Below are 21,383 nucleotides of genomic sequence, written 5' to 3'. Positions count from 1 at the left end.
AAACCGACCCGTCTCGAAACACGCAGGACGATCCGAACCGGCAGCCATCTCTCAACCCTTCGAATAGCGGTGCAGCACGCGGCGCTCGATGGCGCGGACGGCCTCGTAGACGATCATGCCCAAAGCCGTGATCACGACGAAGAGCGCGAAGATCAGGCTCGTATCCATGACGCTCTGGGCGGCGATGATCGAGGCGCCGAGGCCCGCGCGGCCGCCGACGAACTCGCCGACCACCGCCCCGACGAGAGCCAGCACGACCGCGACGCGCAACCCCGCCATGATCACCGGCAGGGCCGCCGGCAGCTTCAGGCGGAGGAGCGTCTGGAGGCGGCTCGCGCCGAGCATGCGGAAGAGGTCGCGCCGCCCGGCATCGACCTCGGTGAGGCCGGTAAAGGTGTTCTCCATCAGCGGGAAGAAGCAGATCAGCGCCGTGATCGCGACGGCGGGCGTCATGCCGAAGCCGAACCAGATCAGGAAGAGCGGCCCGAGCGCGAGTTTCGGCACGAGCTGGCTCGCGAGGATGTAGGGGCGCAGGAGCCGGCTCAACCGCGGGCTTTCCGCGAGCAGGATGCCGGTGCCGAGGCCGAGCACCGCGCCGAAGGCGAGGCCGAGCGCCATCTCCGCCGCCGTGACGGCGAGATGCGGCCAGAGCCGGCCCGAGACGATCTCGCTGCCGAGCGTCGCCAGCACCGCCGAAGGCGGCGGCAGGACGAGGGCCGGCACCGCCGCGAGACGGCACCAGGCCTCCCAGGCCGCGATCAGCGCGAGGAAGAGCAGGAGCGAGGGAAGCCGCTGGCTCATCCGGCGCCGTCCATGGCGCCGCGCAGCGTGCGGCAGGCGGCGGCGAAGGCCGGATCGTAGCGCAGGCCGTGCGGGCGCGGCCGGGGCAGGTCGAGGTCCTGCGCATGGACGATGCGGCCCGCCGCCATCACCGCGACCCGGTCGCCGAGATAGACGGCCTCCGCGATGTCGTGGGTCACGAAGAGGGCGGTCGAGCCGCGCAGCGCGCAGAGCCGCAGGAGATCGTCCTGCAACTCCTCGCGCGTGATGGCGTCGAGCGCCGCGAAGGGCTCGTCGAAGAGCAGGAGATCCGGCTCGCCCATCAGGGCGCGCGCCAGCGCGACGCGGCTCTGCTGGCCGCCGGAGAGTTCGGGCGGGCGGCGCTCGGCAAGGTCGCCAAGGCCCACGAGCGCGAGGCGCTCCCGCGCCGCCTCCCGGTCGGCCGCGCGGGGCCGGCGCTTCAGGGAGACCGGCAGCAGCACGTTGTCGAGCGCGCTCAGCCAGTCGAGCAGGGTCGGCGTCTGGAAGACGAAGCCGATCCGGGGATCCGGTCCGCCGAGCGCCGCCCCGCCGATGCGGATCGCGCCGCCGCTCGGGAGGAGCAAGCCGGCAGCGAGCTTGAGGAGGGTGGTCTTGCCGCAGCCGCTGCGCCCGAGAAGGCAATGGATCGCCCCGCGCGGGATCGCCCAGTCGATGCCGTCGACGATGGGCGGCCCGGCCGGGCGGTAGCGATAGGAGGCGTTTTCGATCGCGACAAAGGGGGCCTGACCGTCCAGGGCTGGCTGCCGGAGTCCTGCTCCCTCGTCATCCTGAGGAGCTACGGCGTTCGCACATCGTGCCGCGAGCCCGGGATCTTCCTTCCCCCTTGCGGGGAAGGTGGTCCCGAGCGAAGCGGAGGGCCGGATGGGGGGCGTGCCGCCCTCGTCCACGTCTCCGCAAGCGGCACGCCCCCCACCCCCGGCCCCTCCCCGCGAGGGGGAGGGGAGGTGCGAACCGTCATCCGCCGAGGCGTGAGTCCGGCCGGAGCGAGGGGGAGATTGGATTGCGCGGCCTGCGAGTTTCTCAATCGACATAGGGCGCGAACCCTTCCGCCGCGGCTTCGGCCGCCTGGTCGATCTCGGTCATCGTGACGAGGTCGAGCAGGCTGAAGCGACCGTCATGGTGCCAGCCGGGCTCCGGCGAGGCCATGGCGCCGAAGGCGGCGAGGCGGCTGACGCCGACCGAAGCGAGGCTCTCGGCGAGCCGGAACAGGGCGGCCGGCGCGGCCGCGATCGCCGCCGTCTGCAGGAAGGCGCGATGGGGCGCGACGAGGGCCGGGACCTCGTCGAGGCTGTCGACGGAGACGAGCGCCAGCGTGCGGTTGAGGCCGGTCGGGGCGAGCGGCGTCGCCGCGTCGAGGTGGACGACGCTGAACGGATCCTCCGGCGCGCCCAGCAGCACGGCCGCGTCGCCCGTCGCGCGCATCTCCTGCGCGCCGCGCCAGGCCGCGACGGAGGCCCCCTCCCCCGACGAGAGCGTCCGGCGCGGGTGGCGGTGCGCGAGCGCCGCGAGTTCGTGGGCGAGGTAGCGCGCAAACTCGCCCGGCGCGACGCCTCCGCCGCGCTCGACGAAGATCATCTGCGGCGAGTAGCAGCCCTGCTGCTCGTAGCGGACGACGTCCTTCGCCGCGAGCCGCGCCAGCGCCATGGCCCGGCGGCTGTCGAGCGCCTCGCGCGCGACGAGGCCGAAGCCGATCCGGTGCCCGTGCGGCAGGAAGCGGGTCGTGACCGGAATCTTCGCCCGCAGGGCCGCGAGCGTGGCGTTGCCGCCATAGGCCATCACCGTGTCGGCCTCGGCGAGGAAGGCGGCTTCGCCCGCCTCCTCGCCGCCCTTCCACCAGACGATGGCGAGGCATTCGCCGATCTCCGGGTCGATCTCGGCGACGAGGCCTGCGAACCAGCCGGCCGTCAGCGGCTCCGCCGAGGCGAGCTTGCCGACCGTCCCCGCCTTCACCAGGAGGCCGCAGACGAGGCTCCAGAGCGACAGGGCCGGCACGTTCCCGGCCCAGACATGGAGGAGGAGGTCGGGTCCGCTCGCCCGCACGAAGCCGCCCTTCCGGGCCGGCCGGAAGCCGTCGAGCATGCCCGGATCGGCAAAATCCTCGGCGAGGAAACGCAGAAGCTGGGGGCGCTGGAAGGTCTTGAGGTAGCTCGTCAGCCCGAGCCTCACCGTCTCCCGGTCGTAGCCCGTGACGACGGGCAGCATCCGCTCCGCCTCGCGGCGCAGGGGATGCGTGCGGTCGAGAAGACGCTCCGACGCGCCGTCGATCGCGGCGACGATGCGGGCGACGTCCATCCGCTTGAGGCGGGCGCGGGCGTTCTCGCGGACATGCCGGCAGAGGGCGCGGGCCTGCGCCTCGGTCAGGTCCGGCAGCGCGATCTCCGCCGTCTCGCCCCAGGACTCGTACGAGACACGTCGCCAGGAGACGTCCTCCCGGTCGAGGCCGGGCAGATGGCCCGCGAAGGTGGTCACACGCTCAGCCCCGTGCCGCCGCGAGGAACTCGGCGACCGCGACCGAGCAGCCGCGCGAATCCGCACCGTCGACGCGTCCGAAAAGCCGGAAACCGCCCGGCACGATCTGTCCCGCATCCTCCGTCAGGATCGCCGAGACGCAGTTGAAATGGGCGAGGTCGTGATGGACGAGGACGCCGCGCTCGCCCTCCGGCAGGTCGGCGCCGGTCAGGGGATCGACGACGCGGCTGCGGACCCAGTGCGGCCCGGATTTCACGGGCGGGGAGGTCTCGTTGCCGTCGTCGTAGAACTGGCTGCTGAGCTCCGTCATGCCGTACATGTTGAGGCAGGCCGAGCGCGGGACGCCGAAGGCGGCCGAGAGGGCGTCGTAGAACTCGTCGGGCCCCAACTCGCGCGACTGGCCCTTGAAGCCGCCCGTATCGAAGACGAGGCTTCCCTCCGGCAGCCGGACGGTCAGGCCCCGCTCGGCCAGCGCGTCGAGCAGCGGCACGAAAGCGTAGCTCGCCCCGAGGAGGGCATAGGGCTCGCCTTCGGCCTCGGCCCGCGCGAGGTCGGCGAGGAGGCCGTCGAGATCGAGCCCGTCCGGCCCGATGAAGACCCGGCTCCCGGGCGCCCCGCATTCGCGCCGCGCCAGCGCGAGGTAATGCGCGAGGGAGGAATTCGGCAGCTCGCTCTCGTCGGGGAAGAGGATGCCCATGCGGATGCGCTCCCGCCCGCGCATCACGCGGCGCCGGAAGGTCGGCAGCATCGAGCGCTCCCAGACGGCGAGCGTCGGGTGATGGCTCCGGCCGCGCACGCCCTGCGTCGTGCCGCTCGTCATGAAGACCCGCTCGGCCTCGTCCGGCGGGCAGCAGCTCAGGGTGAGCGTCTTGAAGGCGTCGATCGGAACCGCCGGGATGTCCCGCCAGCGGCGCACGGTCAGCGGCGTCCGGCCGCGCTGGGTCGCGAAGCGGCGATAGGGCGCGTTGTTCCGGAACTGATAGGCGAAGACGCGCAGCGCCATCGCCTCGAACGCGACCTCGTCGGCCTCCGGCAGGTCCAGGAAGGCCAGCAGTTCCTCGATGATCTCGGCCTGCGTCACGACATCCCTCTCGGTCCACGCCGGCATGGCCGGGCGGAGGTCGATCGCGGACCACGCACGAGGAGCAATCGAGGGCTTGAAAGGCTGCCCGTCCCGCATCCCTACGCCGGCATGATCCGGATCAGGTTCGTAGGGTCACCGCGTCGCCCGGAGCCGGGCCGGCGGAATCTCAGCCTCCTACCGAGGCCCCCCTGGGAACGGGTCTAGGTGGGGGATGGGCTCCGCGGTTGTCAAGAAGCCGTCATCGAACGCGGCTCCGTGCCCATGGCGGATGGCCCTGGCCTTCACATGCCAGCACCCGCCTCACCCTCCCCTGGAGGGGGAGGGTCGCCGGCAAAGCCGGCGGGGTGGGGTGAAACCCACCTCTCCCCATCTCAAGCCTCTTCGAAGCGAACATCGCGCGTCACCCCACCCCGGACCTTCGGTCCGACCCTCCCCCTCCAGGGGAGGGTGAGGTGGGTCGCGGTGCGGGACGGATGCGCCTCAGCGAGACGCCCGCCTCCTCAGCCGCCCGCCGCGAGGCGCATCAGCGTCGCGATCTCCGGCTGCTCGTCGAGATGCCAGACGAGATCGACGATCCGGTCCAGCGTCTCGGCAGAAACGCGCCCCTCGGCGATGGTGCGGAGCTTGTCCTCGACGTCGCGGTCGGACATCGGCCGCTCGATGCTGCCGCGGGGATGGACGACCGTCTCGACGAGGCGCCGGCCGTCGGAGAGGACGATCTCGACGGACGAGGCGCCCGGCGGCAGCGAGGCGTCGAGTTCGCCGCGCACCCTGGCGCGCAGAGCGACGGCCTCCGGCGCCATGACGCGGGGCATCTCGAAATCGGCGATCCCGGCCCCGCCATAGAGGAACACCGTCGCGACCGCATGGTGGAGGCTCACGCGGGCATCGCGATGCGTCGCGACCGGCCGGCTGCCGCGGGCGAGGAGCAGGGCGTCGCCGCGCACGATCGCGTGGTCGATCTCCTCCGCGCGGATGCCGTGCGTCTCGCGCAGCGCGAGGGCGGCGTCGATGGTCGAGTGGAAGACGATCCCCGCCGGATATGGCTTCAGCGCGTTCAGCTCGAAGGCCCAGTCCTCGCCGAGGCCAGCGAGGGCGCGCGCGACATCCGGCTCGTCGCCCGAGGCGCGGGCCCAGCCGAGCTTCCCCTCGATCGCGGTCGGGGAGGCGACATAGCCGCTCTGCGCGAGGAGAGCCGCGAGGATGCCGCTGCGGGCGGCATTGCCGACGCTCGCATTCTTGCCGGCCGTCGTCAGATTCTCGATCGTGCCGCTCGAGAGGCTCGAGGCGACGCCGAGGGCCTGCGCCGTCCGCTCCGCATCGAGCCCGAGGAGCCTCGCGCTGGCGGCGGCGGCGCCGAAGACGCCGCAGGTCGAGGTGATGTGCCAGCCCCGCGCATAATGGCCCGGCGAGACGGCGTCGCCGACCCGGCAGCAGATTTCGGCCCCGAGCACGAAGGCGTCGAGGACCTCCGCACCCGACAGGCCCCTCGCCTCGGCAAGGGCGAGGACGGCAGGCGCGACCGGGGCGGTCGGATGGATGATCGTCGGCAGATGGGTGTCGTCGAAATCGAGAAGGTTCATCCCGATCGCATTGACGAAGGCGGCCGCCGGCGGATCGAGCCGCTCGGGCCGTCCGATCAGGCCCGCCTGAGCGGATGGGCCGAAGGCGGACAGGGCGGCGACGGCGGTCTCGATCGCGGGATCGGCCGCCGCGTTGAGCGCGAGGCCGAACCCGTTCAGGAGCGCGCGCCGGCCGCCGTGCCTGACCCGCTCGGGGATGTCCGACCCGGATCGCTCCGCGACGAAGGCGCCGAGCGTCTCGACGATGGTCGCCGCCATCCCGGATCAGCTTCCTTCCTGATCGTGGGCATCCGGCAGGAAGAGCTCCTTCCAGTTCTCCGGCTTGACCTTGAGCGTGCCGACCTCGTGCATGAAGGTGGCGTATTTCATGACGTTCTGCGGCGAGGTCGTGAAGACGGTATCGGGCGACTGGATCACCGCCAGGATCTCCTCCTCGGCCCAGCCCTTCCCGCCCGGCGCCTCGACGAAGATCCGGGTCGCCTCCTTCGGATTCGCCTTGATGAAGGCGATCGCCTCGCGGAGCCCCGCCATCACCGCGCCGTAGGTCTTCGGGTTCTCGTCGTGGAACTTCTGCGTCGTGTACAGCATCGTGAAGGTCGTCGAGCCGCCCATGATCTGGTCGGTGTTCATCACGGTGCGGATGCCGGGATCCTTCAATTCACGCTGATGGAAGGGCGGCGAGGCGAAGTGGAGATTGATCTCGAGGCGCCGCGACAGCAGCGCGACGACCGCATCCGGATGCGTCATCGACACGGTGTACTTGTCGAAGCGGGCATAGTCGGCGGCGCCGTACTTGTCCCGCGCATACATCTGCATGACGATGGCCGGGATCGAGACCTTGATGCCCGTCACCGCCATCTTGTCGGTGCCGCCGATATCGTCGAGCGTCTTGATGCGATCGGAATTCGTGTTGAGATACATCGGCATGGAGGTCATGGCCGCGGCGCCCATGACCTTCTGCGCGCCGCGCGTGCGGCCCCACATCGTCAGGAAGGCGGGAGGCCCGGCCGGCGCGAAATGCGAGGCGCCGGACAGCAGGGCGTCGTTCACGACCGACGGGCCGCCGAAGCTGATCCAGCTCACCTTGAGCTTGTCGAGCCCGGCCGCGGCGGCGTGTTTCTCGACCAGCTTCTGCTTCTCCATGACGAGAAGCGGCAGGAAGCCGATCCCGCCGGCGCCGACGGGGATCCTGACCTCGTCGACCTCGGCGCGGGCGAGGCCCGGCGCGAGGGCCAGGAGGCCGGCCAATGCAAGGGCAGCAAAGCGTCTCATCGATGTCCTCCCTCTCAGCCGCGTGTCGGAACGAAGTCTCCGCCGCGATCCGTTGCTTGCTGGATGAACCGCCCGCCACACCCTCCCCTGGAGAGGGAGGGTCGTCGGCGAAGCCGGCGGGGTGGGGTGAACACCACCTCGCCTCATCGTGAACGTCTTCGAGGTGGAGACCGCTTGTCACCCCACCCCGGACCTTCGGTCCGACCCTCCCCCTCCAGGGGAGGGTGAGGAGCGACGAAGCTCGTCCCGGTGTCCTACTTCTTCGCGTCGACCTCGGCAAAGACCTCTTGCGCGAGACGGGTCGATTCCATCATCGCGGGCACGCCGACATAGATGCCCACCTGCATGATGATCTCGCGGATCTCGTCGCGGGTCACGCCGTTCACGAGAGCGCCCTTGGTGTGAAGCTTGAACTCGTGGCCGCGGCCGAGCGCGGCGAGCATGACGAGGTTCAGCATCGAGCGCGTCTTGCGCGGCAGGCCCGGGCGCCCGTCCTGGCCGTCCCGGCCCCAGACATGGCCCCAGCAATATTCGGTGACGAGTTGCTGGATCGGAGCGGAGAAATCGTCCGCCTTCGCGAGCATGCGCTCAAGATGATCCATCCCGGCGACCTCGCCGCGGTTCTGCTTGCCCTGCTTGAACAGTTCGCTCTGGAATTCCGGCCGCTCAGCCATGACGCCCTCCAAGGATCGGACCTTCGTTTGACAGAGAGCTTTCTTGTCTGTCAACCTGACAATCCCGCATCCGACGATCGCATCCGGGTCCGACAGGGGTTCAATCCAGCATGCTTCGCGGGCGCACGGCTCTCGTAACCGGCTCGACGACGGGGCTCGGCCTGACCATGGCCGACGCGCTGGCCGCGGCGGGCTGCAACATCGTCCTCAACGGCCTCGAGGACCCGGAGCGGGCCGAGGCGGCGCGGGCCGGTCTGGCCGCGCGCCACGGCGTCGAGGCCCTCTTTCACGGCGCCGATCTGTCCGACGAGAGCGCCATCGCGGCGCTGATCGATGCGGCCGCGACGACGTTCGGCGGGATCGACATTCTCGTGAACAACGCCGTCGTGCGTCAATTCGGGCCGATCGAGGCCCTGGCGCCCGAGGATTGGAACCGGTCGCTCGCGGTCAATCTCACGGCTCCCTTCCACCTCATCCGCCTCGCCCTGCCCGGCATGCGGGCGCGCGGCTTCGGGCGGATCGTCAACGTCTCGTCGATCTACGGCCTGATCGGCTCGGCCAACCGCGCCGACTACGTGACGACGAAGACCGCCCTTCTCGGCCTGACGCGCGCCGTCGCGCTGGAGACGGCCGAATCGGGCATCACCTGCAACGCCATCTGCCCGGGCACGGTGCCGACCGACGCGATCACCGAGCGCATCCGCGGCATCGCCGCGTCCTCCGGCACGAGCGAGGAGGAGGCGACGCGCGACTATCTCGCCACCCGCCAGCCGACGCGGCGCTTCATCGCCGGCGAGGGCGTCGCGGCGCTGGTCGTTTTCCTGTGCGGTTCCGGTGGACGGGACATCACGGGCGCCACCTTGCCCATTGACGGCGCATGGTCTGTTGCGTGAGATTGTCAGGTCGTCTGACGATAAGGTAAGAGCGGCGCATTGGGGATAACCCGCGCCTTGGGAGGAAGGGATGGCCGGAGCACGGCTCGGTTTTGTCGGAATCGGTCGCATGGGCGAGCCGATGTCCGGCCGGCTGCTCGATGCCGGCCATGATCTCGTCGTCTTCGACACCCAGCCGGCGGGTCCGCAGCGGCTCGCCGCGCGCGGCGCGACGGCCGTGTCCTCGGCGAAAGCGGTGGCGGACGAGGCGGATGTCGTCTTCGTCAGCTTGCCGACCCCGGACATCGTCAAGGCGGTCGTGACCGCGCCCGGCGGACTGATCGACGGTGGCCGCGCCAAGACCATCGTCGATTTCTCGACCACCGGCCCCAGCACCGCCAAGGCCATCGCCGAGGCCCTGGCCGAGCGCGGCATCACCTGGATCGACTGCCCGGTCAGCGGCGGCGTCTCGGGTGCCAAGGGCGGCACGCTCGCCGTCATCGTCTCCGGCCCGCGCGCGACCTACGACACGCTCGAGCCGGTGCTGAAGGTCTTCGGCAAGCTCTTCCATGTCGGCGAGAAGCCGGGCCTCGCCCAATCGGCGAAGCTCGCCAACAACCTCCTCGCCGCCTCCGCCCTCGTCGTCTCGTCCGAGGCGATGGCGATGGCGGTGAAGTCCGGCGTCGATCCGCAGGTGATGATCGACATCATCAACATCTCGAGCGGCCGCAACAGCGCGACGCAGGACAAGTTCCCGCGCTCGATCCTGCCCGGCACCTTCGATTTCGGCTTCACCACCGGGCTGTCCTACAAGGACGTGCGCCTGTGCATCGAGGAGGCGGAGGCCATGGGCATTCCGATGGTCGCGGGCTCGGCCGTGCGCCAGATGCTGGCCGTCACCAAGGCCCGGTACGGCGCCGATTCCGACTTCACCCATATCGCGAAGCTCCTCGAGGAATGGGCGGGCGTCGAGATGCGTTCGGGAGAGAAGCCGTGACCGCCCAGGCGATCGAGAACGTCCTCCAGGCGCTGGTCGCCGGCCTTCTGGTCGGCGCCATCTACGGGCTGATGTGCGTCGGCCTCGCGCTCATCTTCGGCGTCATGCGGGTCATCAACTTCGCCCAGGGCGATTTCATGATGCTCGGCATGTACGGCGCCTTCTACGTCTTCGCCGCGCTGACCGCGGTGCTCGGCGTCTCGGGCGGCCTCACGCCCTATGCCGCGATCCTGCTGACGGGGCCGCTGCTCTTCATCTTCGGCTATGCGATCCACGCGCTGCTGATCTCGCGCGTCTCGGGCGCGGGGGCGGCCAAGCTCGACGGCGACGGGCACTACGCCCAGCTCATCCTGACGCTCGGCATCGCGCTCATCATCCAGAACGGCGCGCTCATCGCCTTCGGCTCGCAGCTCATCTCCGTCCGCACGTCGCTCTCGGCCTCGGCCTGGACGCTGCCGATCGGCGAGGAGATCATGCTCTTCATCAACCAGGCGCGCGGCGTCGCGGCGATCGTCTCGGTCGCGGTGATGGTCGCGCTGACGCTGCTGATCGCGCGCTCGATGCTCGGCAAGGCCCTGCGCGCCTCCGCCGACAATCCCGAGGCGGCGACCTATATGGGCATCGACGTCGCGCGCTCGCACCGCCTCGCCTTCGGGATGGGCGTCGGCATCACCGCCGTCGCCGGCGGCCTCCTCGCGACCACGCTTCCCTTCCAGCCCTTCGTCGGCCTCGACTACGTGATCGTCATGTATGCCGGCGTCGTGCTCGGCGGCATGGGCTCGATCGGCGGCGCCTTCCTCGGCGGCATGACGATCGGTCTCGTCCAGCAGCTCTCGACCCTGATCCTGCCGACGCAGCTCCAGAATACCGCGATCTTCGTCGTCTTCCTCGCCATCGTCTTCTTCCGGCCGCAAGGGTTCTTCGGCCGCGTCTCGGAGCGCACGTGATGACTGCGCTCAAGAAGACCCTCCCCATCGTCCTCTTCGCGCTCGCCTATGCGGTGATCGCGATGCTGGTGACGAATTCCTACTACCAGCTCATGCTGACGCTGGTCCTCGTCTGGGCGATCTTCGGCCTCTCCTGGAACGTCCTGTCCGGCTATACCGGCCTCGTCTCGTTCGGCCATGCCGCCTTCTTCGGCATCGGCGCCTACACGACCGTGCTCGGCCAGATCCATTTCGGCCTCACGCCCTGGATCACGATCCCGATCGCGGCCGTGCTCGGCGGGATCGCCGGCCTGATGGTCGGCTTCCCGACCTTCCGCCTGCGCGGCCATTACTTCGCGCTCGCCATGCTCGCCTATCCGCTGGCGCTCCTCTACGTGTTCGAGTGGCTCGGCTACCAGGAACTGACGATCCCGATGCGGCGCGACGCGCCCCTCGCGTTCATGCAGTTCGAGGATCCGCGCGCCTATACGATGATCGCGCTCGCGATGCTCATCGGCACGGTGCTGATCACGCGCATGATCGAGCAATCGCGCTTCGGACGCGCCCTCCTCGCCATCAAGCAGAACGAGGCGGCGGCGGAGGCGGCCGGCATCGACACCCTGCGCTGGAAGCTGCGCGCCATCACCGTCTCGGGCGCCATCGCGGGCATGGTCGGCGCCTTCTACACGGTCGTCCTTCTCGTCGTGACGCCGCCGTCGGTCTTCGGCATGCTGGTCTCGGCCCAGGCGCTGACCGTGACGATGTTCGGCGGCATCGGCACCGTCTGGGGGCCGGTCATCGGCGCCGTCATCCTGATCCCGATCAGCGAGATCCTGCATGCCGAGCTCGGCGCCAAGATCCCGGGCATCCAGGGCGTCATCTTCGGCCTCGCCATCGTCGCGGTCATCCTCCTCGCACCCGAGGGGCTGTACTGGCGGCTTCGCGACGCCTGGCGGGGACGCAAGCGGGATTCCTCTCCCGTTCCTCCTGCCGACGTGCTCGCCGACGGCGAGCCTCGAGGCACGCAGGACGGCTTTGCGTCCTCCGAGCCCGGGCTTCGCCCGGCACCTCAGGACGAGCGCGCGGGAAGCGGGCGAGACGTCTCGCGCGAGACCATCCTCTCGGTCCAGGGCATCTCGAAGACCTTCGGCGGCCTCAAGGCGGTGCAGAACGTCTCCTTCGACGTGAAGAAGGGCGAGATCCTCGGCATCATCGGGCCGAACGGGGCGGGCAAGACCACCCTGTTCAACCTCCTGAACGGCTTCCTCGCTCCCGACGAGGGCAAGGTGATGCTCGACGGCCGGGACATGATCGGCAAGAGGCCGCATGCGCTCTGCGCGGCGGGCGTCGGACGCACCTTCCAGGTCATGCGGCCGTTCCTGCGCATGTCGGTCGAGGAGAACGTCCTCACCGGCGCCTTCGTCCATGCGGCGACCGATGCGGAGGCCCTGCGGCGCGCCAAGGAGGCCGTCGCGACGGTCGGCCTCGCCGACGTCGCCGACCGGCTGGGCGGGGAGCTGACCACCAAGCAGCTCCGCCTGATGGAGCTGGCACGCGCCCTCGCCGGCCAGCCCCGCATCCTCCTCCTCGACGAGACCCTGGCCGGGCTCGGCCACGGCGAGGTGGGCGACGTGCTGGCGGTGATCCGCAAGCTCGCCGCGACCGGCATCACGATCATGATCATCGAGCATACGATGGGCGCCATGGTGCAGCTCGTCGACCGCTTCGTCGTGCTCGATCACGGCATGGTCCTGGTCGAGGGCGAACCCCATTCCGTGACGAAGGATCCCCGTGTGATCGAGGCCTATCTCGGCAAGAAGTGGAGCACCCATGCTGACGCTTGACGGCGTTCACGCGGGCTACACCGCCGTGCCCGTGCTCAATGGCGTCTCGATCAAGGTCGAGGAGGGCCAGTTCGTCGCCATCGTCGGCCCCAACGGCGCCGGCAAGACGACGATCTTCCGCACCATCTCCGGCACGCTGAAGCCGCGCGCCGGGCGGATCGCCTTCGAGGGCCTGGACCTCGCGGACGTCCCGGCAGACCGGCGGCCTCATCTCGGCATCGCCCATGTGCCGGAGGGCCGCCAGGTCTTCGCCTCCTTGAGCGTGTTCGAGAACCTCGAGCTCGGCGCCTATACCGAGGCCGGGCGGCGGGACTGGAAGCGCAATCTCGACGCCATCCTGGGCTGGTTCCCGCGCCTCGCCGAGCGTCGCTCGCAGCTCGCCGGAACGCTCTCGGGCGGCGAGCAGCAGATGCTGGCCATCGGGCGCGGTCTCGCCTCCTCGCCCCGGCTGCTGATGCTGGACGAGCCCTCGATGGGTCTCGCGCCGACCGTCGCCGATTTCATCTTCGAGCGCCTGCTCGAGATCCGCAAGGAGACCAAGCTGACCATCCTGCTCGTCGAGCAACGGGTCGCGGAGGCGCTGGAATCGGCCGATCACGGCTACGTCCTGGAGGCCGGCCGCGTCGTGCTCGAAGGTCCGAACTCGGCGCTCCGGGCCAACGACCGGGTGCGGCAGGCCTATCTCGGAATGTGACGGAAGCGTCATCCCGGCGAAAGCCGGGTGATGATGGACGGCCGATAAAGTCGCGGGCAAAGGCCGAACGGGCCTCGACCCGCTCAAGGGAGTGAAACGATGACGACGAAACTCGACCTCACCCGTCGCGCGCTGATCGGCTCGACAGCCGCGGCCATCGCGATGCCCTCGATCGCGCGCGCGCAGAACCCGGCCGAGGTCAAGGTCGGGCTGATCGTGCCGATGTCGGGCCTCTATGCCCGCCCCTCCTCGGTGATGCGGATGGGCGCCGAGATCGGCATCGACGACATCAACGCGGCCGGCGGCATCAAGTCCCTCGGCGGCGCCAAGCTCAAGCTCGTGCTGATCGATTGCGGCGACACCGTCGAGAAGGCGAAGAACGCCGCCCAACGCATGGTCGCGCAGGAGACCGACCTCGTCGCCGCGACCGGCGCCTACCTCTCCTCCTTCACGCTCGCCGTGACCGAGGTCACGGAGCGCGCCAAGCTCCCGGTCCTGACCCTGTCCTATTCGGACCTCATCACCGACCGCGGCTACAAGTACATCTTCCAGACCGCCGCGACCGCGAGCTCGCAGTCGGAGCAGGGCCTGCCCGAGCTGATGAAGCTCGCCGAGAGCGCCTCCGGCAAGAAGCCCAAGACCGTCGCCATCGTGATGGACAACACCGCGACCTCGGTCGCGACCGCGAAGGCGCTGAAGGAGAAGCTGTTCCCGCAACTCGGCCTCCAGCTCGTCGTCGACGAGGTCTGGACGCCGCCGCTCTCGGACGCGACCCCGCTGATCCAGAAGGTCCGCGCCGCCCGGCCCGACCTCCTCTTCGCCATGCCGAACGCGGTCTCCGACGCCAAGCTCCTCGTCGAGAAGATGAACGAGTTCGGCCTCGGCCAGGGCCGCATCCCGACCATCTCCTTCTCGATCACGATCGCCGAGCCGGACGTGCTGCAGAGCGTCAAGCCGGAGGTTCTCCAGGGCGTCATGACGGTCGTCGCCAATTGGGGCTTCAAGGGCCACGAGACGCTGATCGCCGAGGTCAAGAAGCGCTACAACGAGCCCTGGGCGACGCAGAACGTCATCTCGACCTATGGCGACATGTGGCTGATGGCGGCGGCGCTCGAGAAGGCGGGCAAGGCCGACAAGGATGCCGTCGCCGAGGCCCTGCGCACGATGGATGGCGGCCCGGCCAAGTTCTATCCGGGCGGCCAGCTCAAGTTCGACGACAAGGGCCGCCGCGTCGGCGCCGGCGTCACCATCGTCCAGTGGCAGAACGGCACGCCCGTCACGGTCTTCCCGAAGGAGATCGCGGTCGCCGAACCCTTCTGGCCGAAGCGGGGGTGATGTTTCCACCCGCTCCTCCCGGCGAAGGCCGGGCGCTCGACCGCTCATCCCGGCTTTCGCCGGGATGAGCGGAGGGGTGGATGGCGTTCTATGTCTACATCCTCGCGAGCAAACGGAACGGCACACTCTACATCGGCTCGACGGACGACCTGTCCCGGCGTGTTTGGCAGCACAAGACGAAGGAACTCCGAGGCTTCACGAGCAAGTACGACGTCAAGCTGCTGGTCTGGTACGATGTGTTCGACACGCGCGAAGCCGCTTTCGTCCGCGAAAGGCAGATGAAGGAGTGGCAGCGGCGCTGGAAACTGGAGCTGATCGAAAAGAACAATCCCGACTGGGAGGATCTCTACGAGACGCTCAATCGGTAGCTCCATGACTTCACCCGCTCCTCCCGGCGGAAGCCGGGATCCAGCGGGACGGTGGTTTCTGGATCCCGGCTTCCGCCGGGAGGAGCGGGTGACCAAAGGGAGGGAACGACACATGGCGAATCTCGACATCACCCGCCGCGGGCTCATGGGCTCGGCGGCGGCAACACTCGCGATGCCCTCGATCGCACGGGCGCAGAACCCGGCCGAGGTGAAGGTGGCGCTGCTCGTGCCCGTCTCGGGCCTCTATTCCCGCTTCGGCCAGGTCATGAAGATGGGCGGCGAGATGGCCATCGAGCACATCAACGCGGCCGGGGGCGTCAAGGCGCTCGGCGGCGCCAAGATGACCATGCTCACCCTCGATTGCGGCGACACGACCGAGAAGGCGAAGAACGCCGCCCAGCGCATGGTGGCGCAGGAGCCGGACATCGTCGCGGCGAGCGGCTCGTACCTCTCCTCCTTCACCCTCGCCGTGACCGAGGTGACGGAGCGGGCGCAGATCCCGGTCCTCACCCTCTCCTATTCGGACCTCATCACCGGCCGGGGGTTCAAATACGTCTTCCAGACCTCGGCCACCGCCGCCTCGCAGGCGGAACAGGCCCTGCCGGAGATCATGAGGCTCGCGGAGAGCGTCACCGGCAAGAGGCCGCAGACGGTCGCCATCATCACCGACAATACCGGCGCCTCCGTCGCCTCGGTGAAGCCGATGAAGGAGGGCCTCCTCCAGAAGCTCGGCCTCAAGCTCGTCGTGGACGAGACCTTCACGCCGCCGATCGCGGATGCGACGCCGCTCGTGCAGAAGGTGCGCGCGGCGCGGCCCGACCTCCTCTTCTTCCTGCCGACCGTCATTTCCGACGCCAAGCTCATCCTCGAGAAGATGAACGAGTTCGGCCTCGGCCAGGGCCGCGTGCCGACGATCTCCTTCGGCATCGCGATCGCCATGCCCGACATCCTCAACACCGTCTCGAAGGACCTGCTCCAGGGCGTCCTCTCCTGCGTCGGCAATTGGGGCACCAAGGGCCAGGAGCCGCTGATCGCGGAGCTGAAGCAGAAGTACAACGAACCCTGGATGGACCAGAACGCCATCTCCACCTACGGCGACATGTGGATCATCAAGGAGGCGCTCGAGAAGGCCGGCAAGGCGGACAAGGTCGCGGTGGCGGACGCGCTCCGCAACCTCGATCTCGGACCGGCGAAATACTTCCCCGGCGGGCAGATGAAGTTCGACGACAAGGGCCGCCGCGTCGGCGCGGGCCTGACCGTGATCCAGTGGCAGAACGGCACGCCCGTCACGGTCTTCCCGGACGATCTCGCGCTGTCGAAGCCGTTCTGGCCGAAGAAGGCCTGACCGGGCTTCCCTCCGCCCATCCCGGCGAAAGCCGGGATACAGCGCGCACCGGGGCACCGCTTTCGCCGGTGCGGGCGATAGGCGGCGCCTGACCTCGTGACAGACGCGCCGCCCCTCCCCATATTTCGGCGATCCCTGCATCGCCGAACACGCGGAGCCGCCCATGTTCTCCCTCTTCCGCAAGAAGGCCGAGATGCCGAAGCCGGGCGAGGCCCTGCCCGGCCGGCCGACCCCCATCCCGACCGCGACGACCCATTTCGTGAACGGTCACAACCTGGCGGAGCCCTATCCGGACGGCCTCGAGACGGCCGTCTTCGGCATGGGCTGCTTCTGGGGCGTCGAGCGCATCTTCTGGCAGATTCCGGGCGTCTACGTGACCGCGGTGGGCTATGCCGCCGGCGAGACGCCGAACCCGACCTACGAGGAGGTGTGCTCGGGCCTCACCGGCCATAACGAAGTCGTCCTCGTCGTCTTCGATCCGAAGATCGTGCCCTACGAGCGCCTGCTGAAAGCCTTCTGGGAGGGGCATGATCCGACCCAGGGCATGCGCCAGGGCAACGATGTCGGCACGCAGTACCGCTCGGGGATCTACGTGACGGACGAGGCCCAGCGCGCACCGGCCCTCGCCTCCCGCGACGCCTTCGCGCGCGAACTCGGCAAGGCCGGCTACGGCGCCGTCACGACCGAGATCGTGCCGGCCGGTCCCTTCTATTTCGCCGAGGCCTACCACCAGCAATATCTCGCCAAGAATCCGGGCGGCTATTGCGGGCTCGGCGGGACGGGCGTGTCGTGCCCGGTCGGAGTCGGCCTCGCGGCCTGACGCCGCCGGCTATCGCACAGCCGGGGACGCAACGACGCGCCGACGCCCCCGGATGTGTATACAGAACACAATACGGGCAAAAAATGCCTCCGTGAGAGGGTTGCTTCCTTGACACCGGACGACGAGAAGTTTGTTCTTCGTCCATGTCCAAAGACGCTATTTTGCGCGCTGTCAGCGCGGATCGGGTTCGTGCTCATGTCGAGCGGATCACGACGGAAATACCCTCGCGGCTGGCCGGGTCCGAGAACGGCCGCCGCATGGCGGAATACAGCCGCGATGCGCTGAAGGAGATCGGGGCAGATGCCCGGATCGACGAGTTGCCCGGCCTCGTCAGCTTCCCGGAAAAGGGCGAGCTGCGCGTCCTCGCCCCGCGCGAGATCGCGTTCGAGGCCAATACGCTCGGCCATTCCGTGCCGACCTCGGCCGACGGCATCTCGGGCGAGTTGATGGACGTCCGCACGGGCGCCTTCGAGGAATACGAGGGCCGCGACGCCACCGGCCGGATCACGCTGTCGGAGCTGTCCTACCACCCGGCCCGTCATGAGAAGCAGCGCATCGCCGGCATCCTCGGCTCGACCGGCTGCATCATGATGAACTGGGGCCATCCCGAGAATACGGCGGTCCCGTTCGGCTCGGTGAAACCGGCCTGGGGCAACCCGACCCCGGAGACCGCCCGGACGGAGATGCCGACGCTCCCCTGCATCGGCATCGCCCGCACGGCCGGGCTCCAGCTCCGCGAGATGCTGCAGGCCGGCCCCGTGCGGGTCTGGTTCCGCGCCAATGTCGAGAACGGCTGGCGCCCGGTGCAGATCACGATCGGCGAGATCAAGAGCGACCGGAGCGACGATTTCGTCCTCATCGGCGGCCACCAGGATTCCTGGCCGGGCCCGCAGGCGACGGACAACGCGGCGGGCAATGCCTGCATGCTCGAGCTGATGCGCGTCTTCGGCGAGCACCGCAGCGAACTCCGGCGCGGCGTCGTCGCCGGGTTCTGGACCGGCCACGAGACCGGCACCATGGTCGGCTCCTCCTGGTACGCGGACCGCAACTGGGACAAGCTGCGCCAGCATGCGGTCGGCTACCTGCAGATCGACCAGCCCTCCTGCCTCGGCACCTCCGCCTGGAGCACCGCCTCCGCGATCGAGATGCGGGCCTTCCACCAGGCGATCGAGCGCGACCTGCTGCCTGGCCGCGACCTGTCCTGGCGGCGTTCGACCAAGACGGGCGATTCCTCGTTCTTCGGCCTCGGCATCCCCATGCTGACGGGCCAGGGCTACTACACCAAGGCCGAGCTCGACGCCTCGGCCCTCGCCACCCTCGGCTGGTGGCACCACTCCGTCGAGAACACGATCGACAAGATGGATTGGGGGTACATGCAGGACCACATCAAGGTCTACGCGGCCTGGCTGTGGGAACTCTGCACGGCGGTCGTCCTGCCCTATTCCTTCGAGCCGGTGGCGGATGCCTTCATCGAACGCATGAGCGGGTTCGGCGGCGCGGGCGAGCCGATCGGCCTCTCCTCCGCCACGTCGCTCGGACAGGCGTTCAAGGCCGCGGCCTCCCGACTCGACGCCGAGACCGCCGCCTGGCGCAAGCGCTACGCCGACGGCTATTCGGACGAGACGGCCGCCGAGGCGCTGAACGCCTGCATGAAGCGCCTGTCGCGCAGCCTCATCCCGCTCGCCTCGACCTCGAAGGGCACCTACGGCCAGGACGTCTACGGCTTCACGCCGCAGGGCTCCATGATCCCCTCGCTGTTCGAGGTGCCCGGCCTCGGCAAGCTGCCGGACGGCGAGGCCCGCTGGATGCTCGAGACGAAGCTCGTGCGCGAGCGCAACCGCATCGCCGACGCCCTCGACGATTGCCGCCGCGAGATCGAGACGACCCTGCGCGGACTGTCGTGAGGGCCTGATGCGCATCCTCTACCAACTCACCTCGCCCATGGACCGGACCCTCGGGACCGGTGAGATCGCGCGGCGCCGGGGCGTGCTGCAGGCCGCCGCCGCGGGCGGCACGGAGGTCCTCTGCCAGCCGGTCGGCGAGGGCCCGCCCGCGATCGAAGGCGCCGCCGACGCGGCCGTCGTGGTGCCTGAAATGCTCGCGCTCGTGCCGCGTTGGGAGGCAGAAGGCTACGATGCCGCCATCATCGGCTGCTTCAGCGATCCGGGGCTCGATGCCCTGCGCGAGCGGACCGCCATCCCGGTGATCGGGCCGGGCGCGGCCTCCCTGCATCTTGCCGCGCAACTGGGCAGCGCGATCTCCATCCTCTCGCCCTCGGGCCGCGCGCCCGGCAAGGTCGCCGCGCGGCTGCGCGGGCTCGGCCTAGCCGATCTCTTCGCCTCCGTGCGCGGGGTCGGCGCGAGCGTGATGGACCTCGCCTCGCAGAAGCCCGGCGCCTTCGAGCGCATCGTCGAGGCCGGCCGCGCCTGCCGCGAGGAGGACGGGGCGGAGGTCCTCGTCCTCGGCTGCATGTCGATGGCCTTCCTGCCCGGCGTGGCCCAGCGCTTGCAAGCCGCGATCGGCTGTCCCGTCGTCAACCCGGTGCTCGCCGCGCTCAAGACCGCCGAGATGGTGGTCGCGCTCGGCACCGGACATCGCGTCCCTGCCGTCCTGCCTGTCGCCGCCCAATAGGAGCCGCCCCATGACCCTGACCCGACGCGAAGCCGGTGTGCTGTCGATCGCGGCGCTCATCGCTGCCACCGCCGGCGCCAAGGCGGCAACGCCGGGCGTCATGGTGCGCTCGGACAACCAGCCGCTGAACCTCGACCCGCATCAGGTCTTCGACGTGCCCATGATGGGCTATTCGCTGAACGCCTACGACACGCTGTACCGCTACCTCGACAATCCGCCGAAGCTGACGCCCTGGATCGCCGAGAGCCATACCTCGTCCGAGGACGGGCTCATCTGGGACTTCAAGATCCGGCCCGGCGTGAAATTCCACGACGGCAGCGACCTCACCGCCGCCGACGTCGTCTGGAGCTTCCAGCGCGTCCTGAAGATCGCCCGCGCGCCCGCCGCGGCGTTCCGGCCGATCCTCACGGCCGAGCAGATCACCGCGCCCGATCCGTCGACGGTTCGCTTCACGCTCTCGCGGCCCTACGGCCCGTTCCTGGCCGCGATCCCGATCGTCGCCATCGTCAATCCGCGGGTCCTCAAGGCCAACGAGAAGAACGACGATTGGGGCGCGTCCTGGCTCGCCTCCAACGAGGCGGGATCGGGCGCCTACAAGCTCGATGCCGCGAGCTACGCGCCGAACGAAAAGTACGAGATGAACCGCTGGGACGGTCACTGGTACGGCTGGAAGGACAACCCGAAGCCGGTCCAGAAGATCGCCTCGCGGACGGTCAAGGAGACCTCGACCGGCGTGCTCGGCCTCCTCAACGGCTCGATCGACATGACGGACAGCTATCTGCCGACCGATCAGGTCGAGCAGATCTCGGCGAGCAAGGTCGCCCGCGTCGAGAAGAACGTCTCGGCTCGCACCTTCATCATCCGTATGAACAATTCGAAGGCGCCGTTCGACAACATCAACGCGCGCAAATGCTTCGCCCACGCGTTCAACTACAAGGGCTTCATCGAAGACATCCTGAAGGGTTACGCCGAGCGCGACCCGACGCCGATGCCGACGACGCTCTGGGGCTTCCCGAAGGACGTCAAGGGCTACGAGTACGACCTCGACAAGGCGCGCGACTACTTCAAGAAGGCGATGGCCGAAGGCGCGCCCATGCGCCGGCCGATCCAGATCCACATCCAGAACACGCTGGAACAGACCAACCAGGCCGCCCAGCTCTTCCAGAGCGACCTCGCGCAGATCGGCGTGAACCTCAGGATCGTCAACGACACCTGGGCCAACATGACCACCAACACGGCGAAGCCCGAGACCTCGCCGGACATGTGGGTGCACTGGGTCTCGACCTATTTCGCCGATCCCGAGAACTGGGTCGGCCAGATGTACGACAGCCAGTTCCACGGCACCTGGAAGGCCTCGTCCTGGTTCAAGAACGCCGAGGTCGACGAGCTGCTCCGCAAGGCGCGCGGCCTCGTCAAGCAGGAGGAGCGGGCACCGCTCTACGAGCAGGCGACACGCCTGATCGTCGAGCAGTCGCCGGACATCTTCATCTACAACACGGTCGAGTTGAAGGGCGTCTCGAACCGCCTCTCCACCATGCGCTTCTGCCCCGTCGGCAGCGGCACGGAGATGCGCTGGGTGCAGATGACGTCGTGAGGTTCGTGCGTCTCACAGGTTCCTTCTCCCCTCGCGGGAGAAGGTGGCCCTTG

General features: G+C 69.1%; 19 protein-coding genes and 1 riboswitch. Of the genes, 12 read left to right on the top strand and 7 right to left on the bottom strand.

Going from position 1 to position 21,383, the window contains the following annotated elements:
• Positions 1 to 51: 51 nt before the first annotated feature.
• The 7 genes from EV668_RS13075 to EV668_RS13045 all read right to left on the bottom strand — a co-directional run bounded on the left by EV668_RS13075 (position 52) and on the right by EV668_RS13045 (position 7,904).
• Entirely contained in the window at positions 52 to 801 is a 750-nt protein-coding gene (locus tag EV668_RS13075; protein ID WP_133770700.1) for an ABC transporter permease, read from the bottom strand.
• Positions 798 to 1,709, bottom strand: coding sequence for an ABC transporter ATP-binding protein (locus EV668_RS13070; RefSeq protein WP_208111536.1), 912 nt, complete (start codon positions 1,707 to 1,709; stop codon positions 798 to 800). The genes EV668_RS13075 and EV668_RS13070 overlap by 4 nt, the downstream gene beginning before the upstream one ends.
• A gap of 133 nt (positions 1,710 to 1,842) precedes the next feature.
• Positions 1,843 to 3,291 (bottom strand): acyl-CoA reductase, encoded by a 1,449-nt coding sequence (locus EV668_RS13065; protein WP_208111535.1) that lies wholly within the window; start codon positions 3,289 to 3,291, stop codon positions 1,843 to 1,845.
• Between the two features lie 4 nt (positions 3,292 to 3,295).
• Positions 3,296 to 4,372, bottom strand: coding sequence for a LuxE/PaaK family acyltransferase (locus EV668_RS13060; RefSeq protein WP_208111534.1), 1,077 nt, complete (start codon positions 4,370 to 4,372; stop codon positions 3,296 to 3,298).
• Between the two features lie 80 nt (positions 4,373 to 4,452).
• A riboswitch (TPP riboswitch) is annotated at positions 4,453 to 4,575 on the bottom strand.
• A 300-nt stretch (positions 4,576 to 4,875) separates the two neighbouring features.
• Positions 4,876 to 6,216: an MmgE/PrpD family protein gene (locus EV668_RS13055; protein WP_133770692.1), complete on the bottom strand. Its 1,341-nt coding sequence runs from the start codon at positions 6,214 to 6,216 to the stop codon at positions 4,876 to 4,878.
• Positions 6,217 to 6,222: 6 nt separating this feature from the next.
• Complete coding sequence (locus tag EV668_RS13050; protein ID WP_166652450.1) at positions 6,223 to 7,230, bottom strand: ABC transporter substrate-binding protein; 1,008 nt, start codon at positions 7,228 to 7,230, stop codon at positions 6,223 to 6,225.
• 254 nt (positions 7,231 to 7,484) lie between these two features.
• A complete protein-coding gene (locus EV668_RS13045) occupies positions 7,485 to 7,904 on the bottom strand; it encodes a carboxymuconolactone decarboxylase family protein (RefSeq protein WP_133770688.1) in 420 nt (139 codons plus the stop codon).
• 110 nt (positions 7,905 to 8,014) lie between these two features.
• Between EV668_RS13045 and EV668_RS13040 the strand changes: the two genes are divergently transcribed.
• The 12 genes from EV668_RS13040 (at position 8,015) to EV668_RS12985 (ending at position 21,330) form a co-directional block, all read left to right on the top strand.
• On the top strand, positions 8,015 to 8,797 hold the full coding sequence (locus EV668_RS13040) for a 3-hydroxybutyrate dehydrogenase (protein ID WP_133770686.1): 783 nt from the start codon (positions 8,015 to 8,017) through the stop codon (positions 8,795 to 8,797).
• A gap of 70 nt (positions 8,798 to 8,867) precedes the next feature.
• Positions 8,868 to 9,773 carry an NAD(P)-dependent oxidoreductase gene (locus EV668_RS13035; protein ID WP_133770684.1) on the top strand — a complete coding sequence of 302 codons (906 nt, stop codon included), beginning with the start codon at positions 8,868 to 8,870 and terminating at the stop codon, positions 9,771 to 9,773.
• Positions 9,770 to 10,720 (top strand): branched-chain amino acid ABC transporter permease, encoded by a 951-nt coding sequence (locus EV668_RS13030; protein WP_245513153.1) that lies wholly within the window; start codon positions 9,770 to 9,772, stop codon positions 10,718 to 10,720. The genes EV668_RS13035 and EV668_RS13030 overlap by 4 nt, the downstream gene beginning before the upstream one ends.
• Positions 10,720 to 12,543 carry a branched-chain amino acid ABC transporter ATP-binding protein/permease gene (locus EV668_RS13025; protein WP_133770682.1) on the top strand — a complete coding sequence of 608 codons (1,824 nt, stop codon included), beginning with the start codon at positions 10,720 to 10,722 and terminating at the stop codon, positions 12,541 to 12,543. Before EV668_RS13030 ends, EV668_RS13025 begins: the two co-directional genes overlap by 1 nt.
• Positions 12,530 to 13,237: an ABC transporter ATP-binding protein gene (locus EV668_RS13020; RefSeq protein ID WP_133770681.1), complete on the top strand. Its 708-nt coding sequence runs from the start codon at positions 12,530 to 12,532 to the stop codon at positions 13,235 to 13,237. The genes EV668_RS13025 and EV668_RS13020 overlap by 14 nt, the downstream gene beginning before the upstream one ends.
• Before the next feature lie 99 nt (positions 13,238 to 13,336).
• The gene (locus EV668_RS13015; protein WP_133770679.1) at positions 13,337 to 14,572 is read left to right on the top strand and encodes an ABC transporter substrate-binding protein; all 1,236 of its coding nucleotides are present in this window, start codon (positions 13,337 to 13,339) and stop codon (positions 14,570 to 14,572) included.
• Between the two features lie 80 nt (positions 14,573 to 14,652).
• Positions 14,653 to 14,940, top strand: a complete 288-nt coding sequence (locus EV668_RS13010; protein WP_133770677.1) for a GIY-YIG nuclease family protein — start codon at positions 14,653 to 14,655, stop codon at positions 14,938 to 14,940.
• A 112-nt stretch (positions 14,941 to 15,052) separates the two neighbouring features.
• Entirely contained in the window at positions 15,053 to 16,285 is a 1,233-nt protein-coding gene (locus EV668_RS13005; RefSeq protein WP_133770675.1) for an ABC transporter substrate-binding protein, read from the top strand.
• A gap of 163 nt (positions 16,286 to 16,448) precedes the next feature.
• The gene (gene msrA / locus EV668_RS13000; protein WP_133770673.1) at positions 16,449 to 17,105 is read left to right on the top strand and encodes a peptide-methionine (S)-S-oxide reductase MsrA; all 657 of its coding nucleotides are present in this window, start codon (positions 16,449 to 16,451) and stop codon (positions 17,103 to 17,105) included.
• 161 nt (positions 17,106 to 17,266) lie between these two features.
• A complete protein-coding gene (locus EV668_RS12995) occupies positions 17,267 to 19,009 on the top strand; it encodes a M28 family peptidase (RefSeq protein WP_166652449.1) in 1,743 nt (580 codons plus the stop codon).
• A gap of 7 nt (positions 19,010 to 19,016) precedes the next feature.
• Entirely contained in the window at positions 19,017 to 19,736 is a 720-nt protein-coding gene (locus EV668_RS12990) for an aspartate/glutamate racemase family protein (RefSeq protein WP_133770669.1), read from the top strand.
• A 10-nt stretch (positions 19,737 to 19,746) separates the two neighbouring features.
• The gene (locus tag EV668_RS12985; protein WP_133770667.1) at positions 19,747 to 21,330 is read left to right on the top strand and encodes an ABC transporter substrate-binding protein; all 1,584 of its coding nucleotides are present in this window, start codon (positions 19,747 to 19,749) and stop codon (positions 21,328 to 21,330) included.
• Positions 21,331 to 21,383: the final 53 nt, after the last annotated feature.

Origin of the sequence: Enterovirga rhinocerotis (assembly GCF_004363955.1) — a bacterium.
Taxonomy (GTDB): Bacteria; Pseudomonadota; Alphaproteobacteria; order Rhizobiales; family Beijerinckiaceae; genus Enterovirga; species Enterovirga rhinocerotis.
The sequence above is the reverse complement of the archived record's forward strand: the minus strand, read 5'-3'. Positions and strand labels throughout refer to the sequence as shown.

Excerpts from the sequence above, each read along its gene's own strand:
- EV668_RS13020 (WP_133770681.1), top strand. The coding sequence starts at position 12,530 with ATGCTGACGCTTGACGGCGTTCACGCGGGCTACACCGCCGTGCCCGTG.
- EV668_RS13075 (WP_133770700.1), bottom strand. The coding sequence starts at position 801 with ATGAGCCAGCGGCTTCCCTCGCTCCTGCTCTTCCTCGCGCTGATCGCG.
- EV668_RS13025 (WP_133770682.1), top strand. The coding sequence starts at position 10,720 with ATGACTGCGCTCAAGAAGACCCTCCCCATCGTCCTCTTCGCGCTCGCC.
- EV668_RS13010 (WP_133770677.1), top strand. The coding sequence starts at position 14,653 with ATGGCGTTCTATGTCTACATCCTCGCGAGCAAACGGAACGGCACACTC.
- EV668_RS13040 (WP_133770686.1), top strand. The coding sequence starts at position 8,015 with ATGCTTCGCGGGCGCACGGCTCTCGTAACCGGCTCGACGACGGGGCTC.
- EV668_RS13035 (WP_133770684.1), top strand. The coding sequence starts at position 8,868 with ATGGCCGGAGCACGGCTCGGTTTTGTCGGAATCGGTCGCATGGGCGAG.
- EV668_RS13045 (WP_133770688.1), bottom strand. The coding sequence starts at position 7,904 with ATGGCTGAGCGGCCGGAATTCCAGAGCGAACTGTTCAAGCAGGGCAAG.
- EV668_RS12985 (WP_133770667.1), top strand. The coding sequence starts at position 19,747 with ATGACCCTGACCCGACGCGAAGCCGGTGTGCTGTCGATCGCGGCGCTC.
- msrA (WP_133770673.1), top strand. The coding sequence starts at position 16,449 with ATGTTCTCCCTCTTCCGCAAGAAGGCCGAGATGCCGAAGCCGGGCGAG.
- EV668_RS13015 (WP_133770679.1), top strand. The coding sequence starts at position 13,337 with ATGACGACGAAACTCGACCTCACCCGTCGCGCGCTGATCGGCTCGACA.
- EV668_RS13050 (WP_166652450.1), bottom strand. The coding sequence starts at position 7,230 with ATGAGACGCTTTGCTGCCCTTGCATTGGCCGGCCTCCTGGCCCTCGCG.
- EV668_RS13005 (WP_133770675.1), top strand. The coding sequence starts at position 15,053 with ATGGCGAATCTCGACATCACCCGCCGCGGGCTCATGGGCTCGGCGGCG.
- EV668_RS13055 (WP_133770692.1), bottom strand. The coding sequence starts at position 6,216 with ATGGCGGCGACCATCGTCGAGACGCTCGGCGCCTTCGTCGCGGAGCGA.
- EV668_RS12990 (WP_133770669.1), top strand. The coding sequence starts at position 19,017 with ATGCGCATCCTCTACCAACTCACCTCGCCCATGGACCGGACCCTCGGG.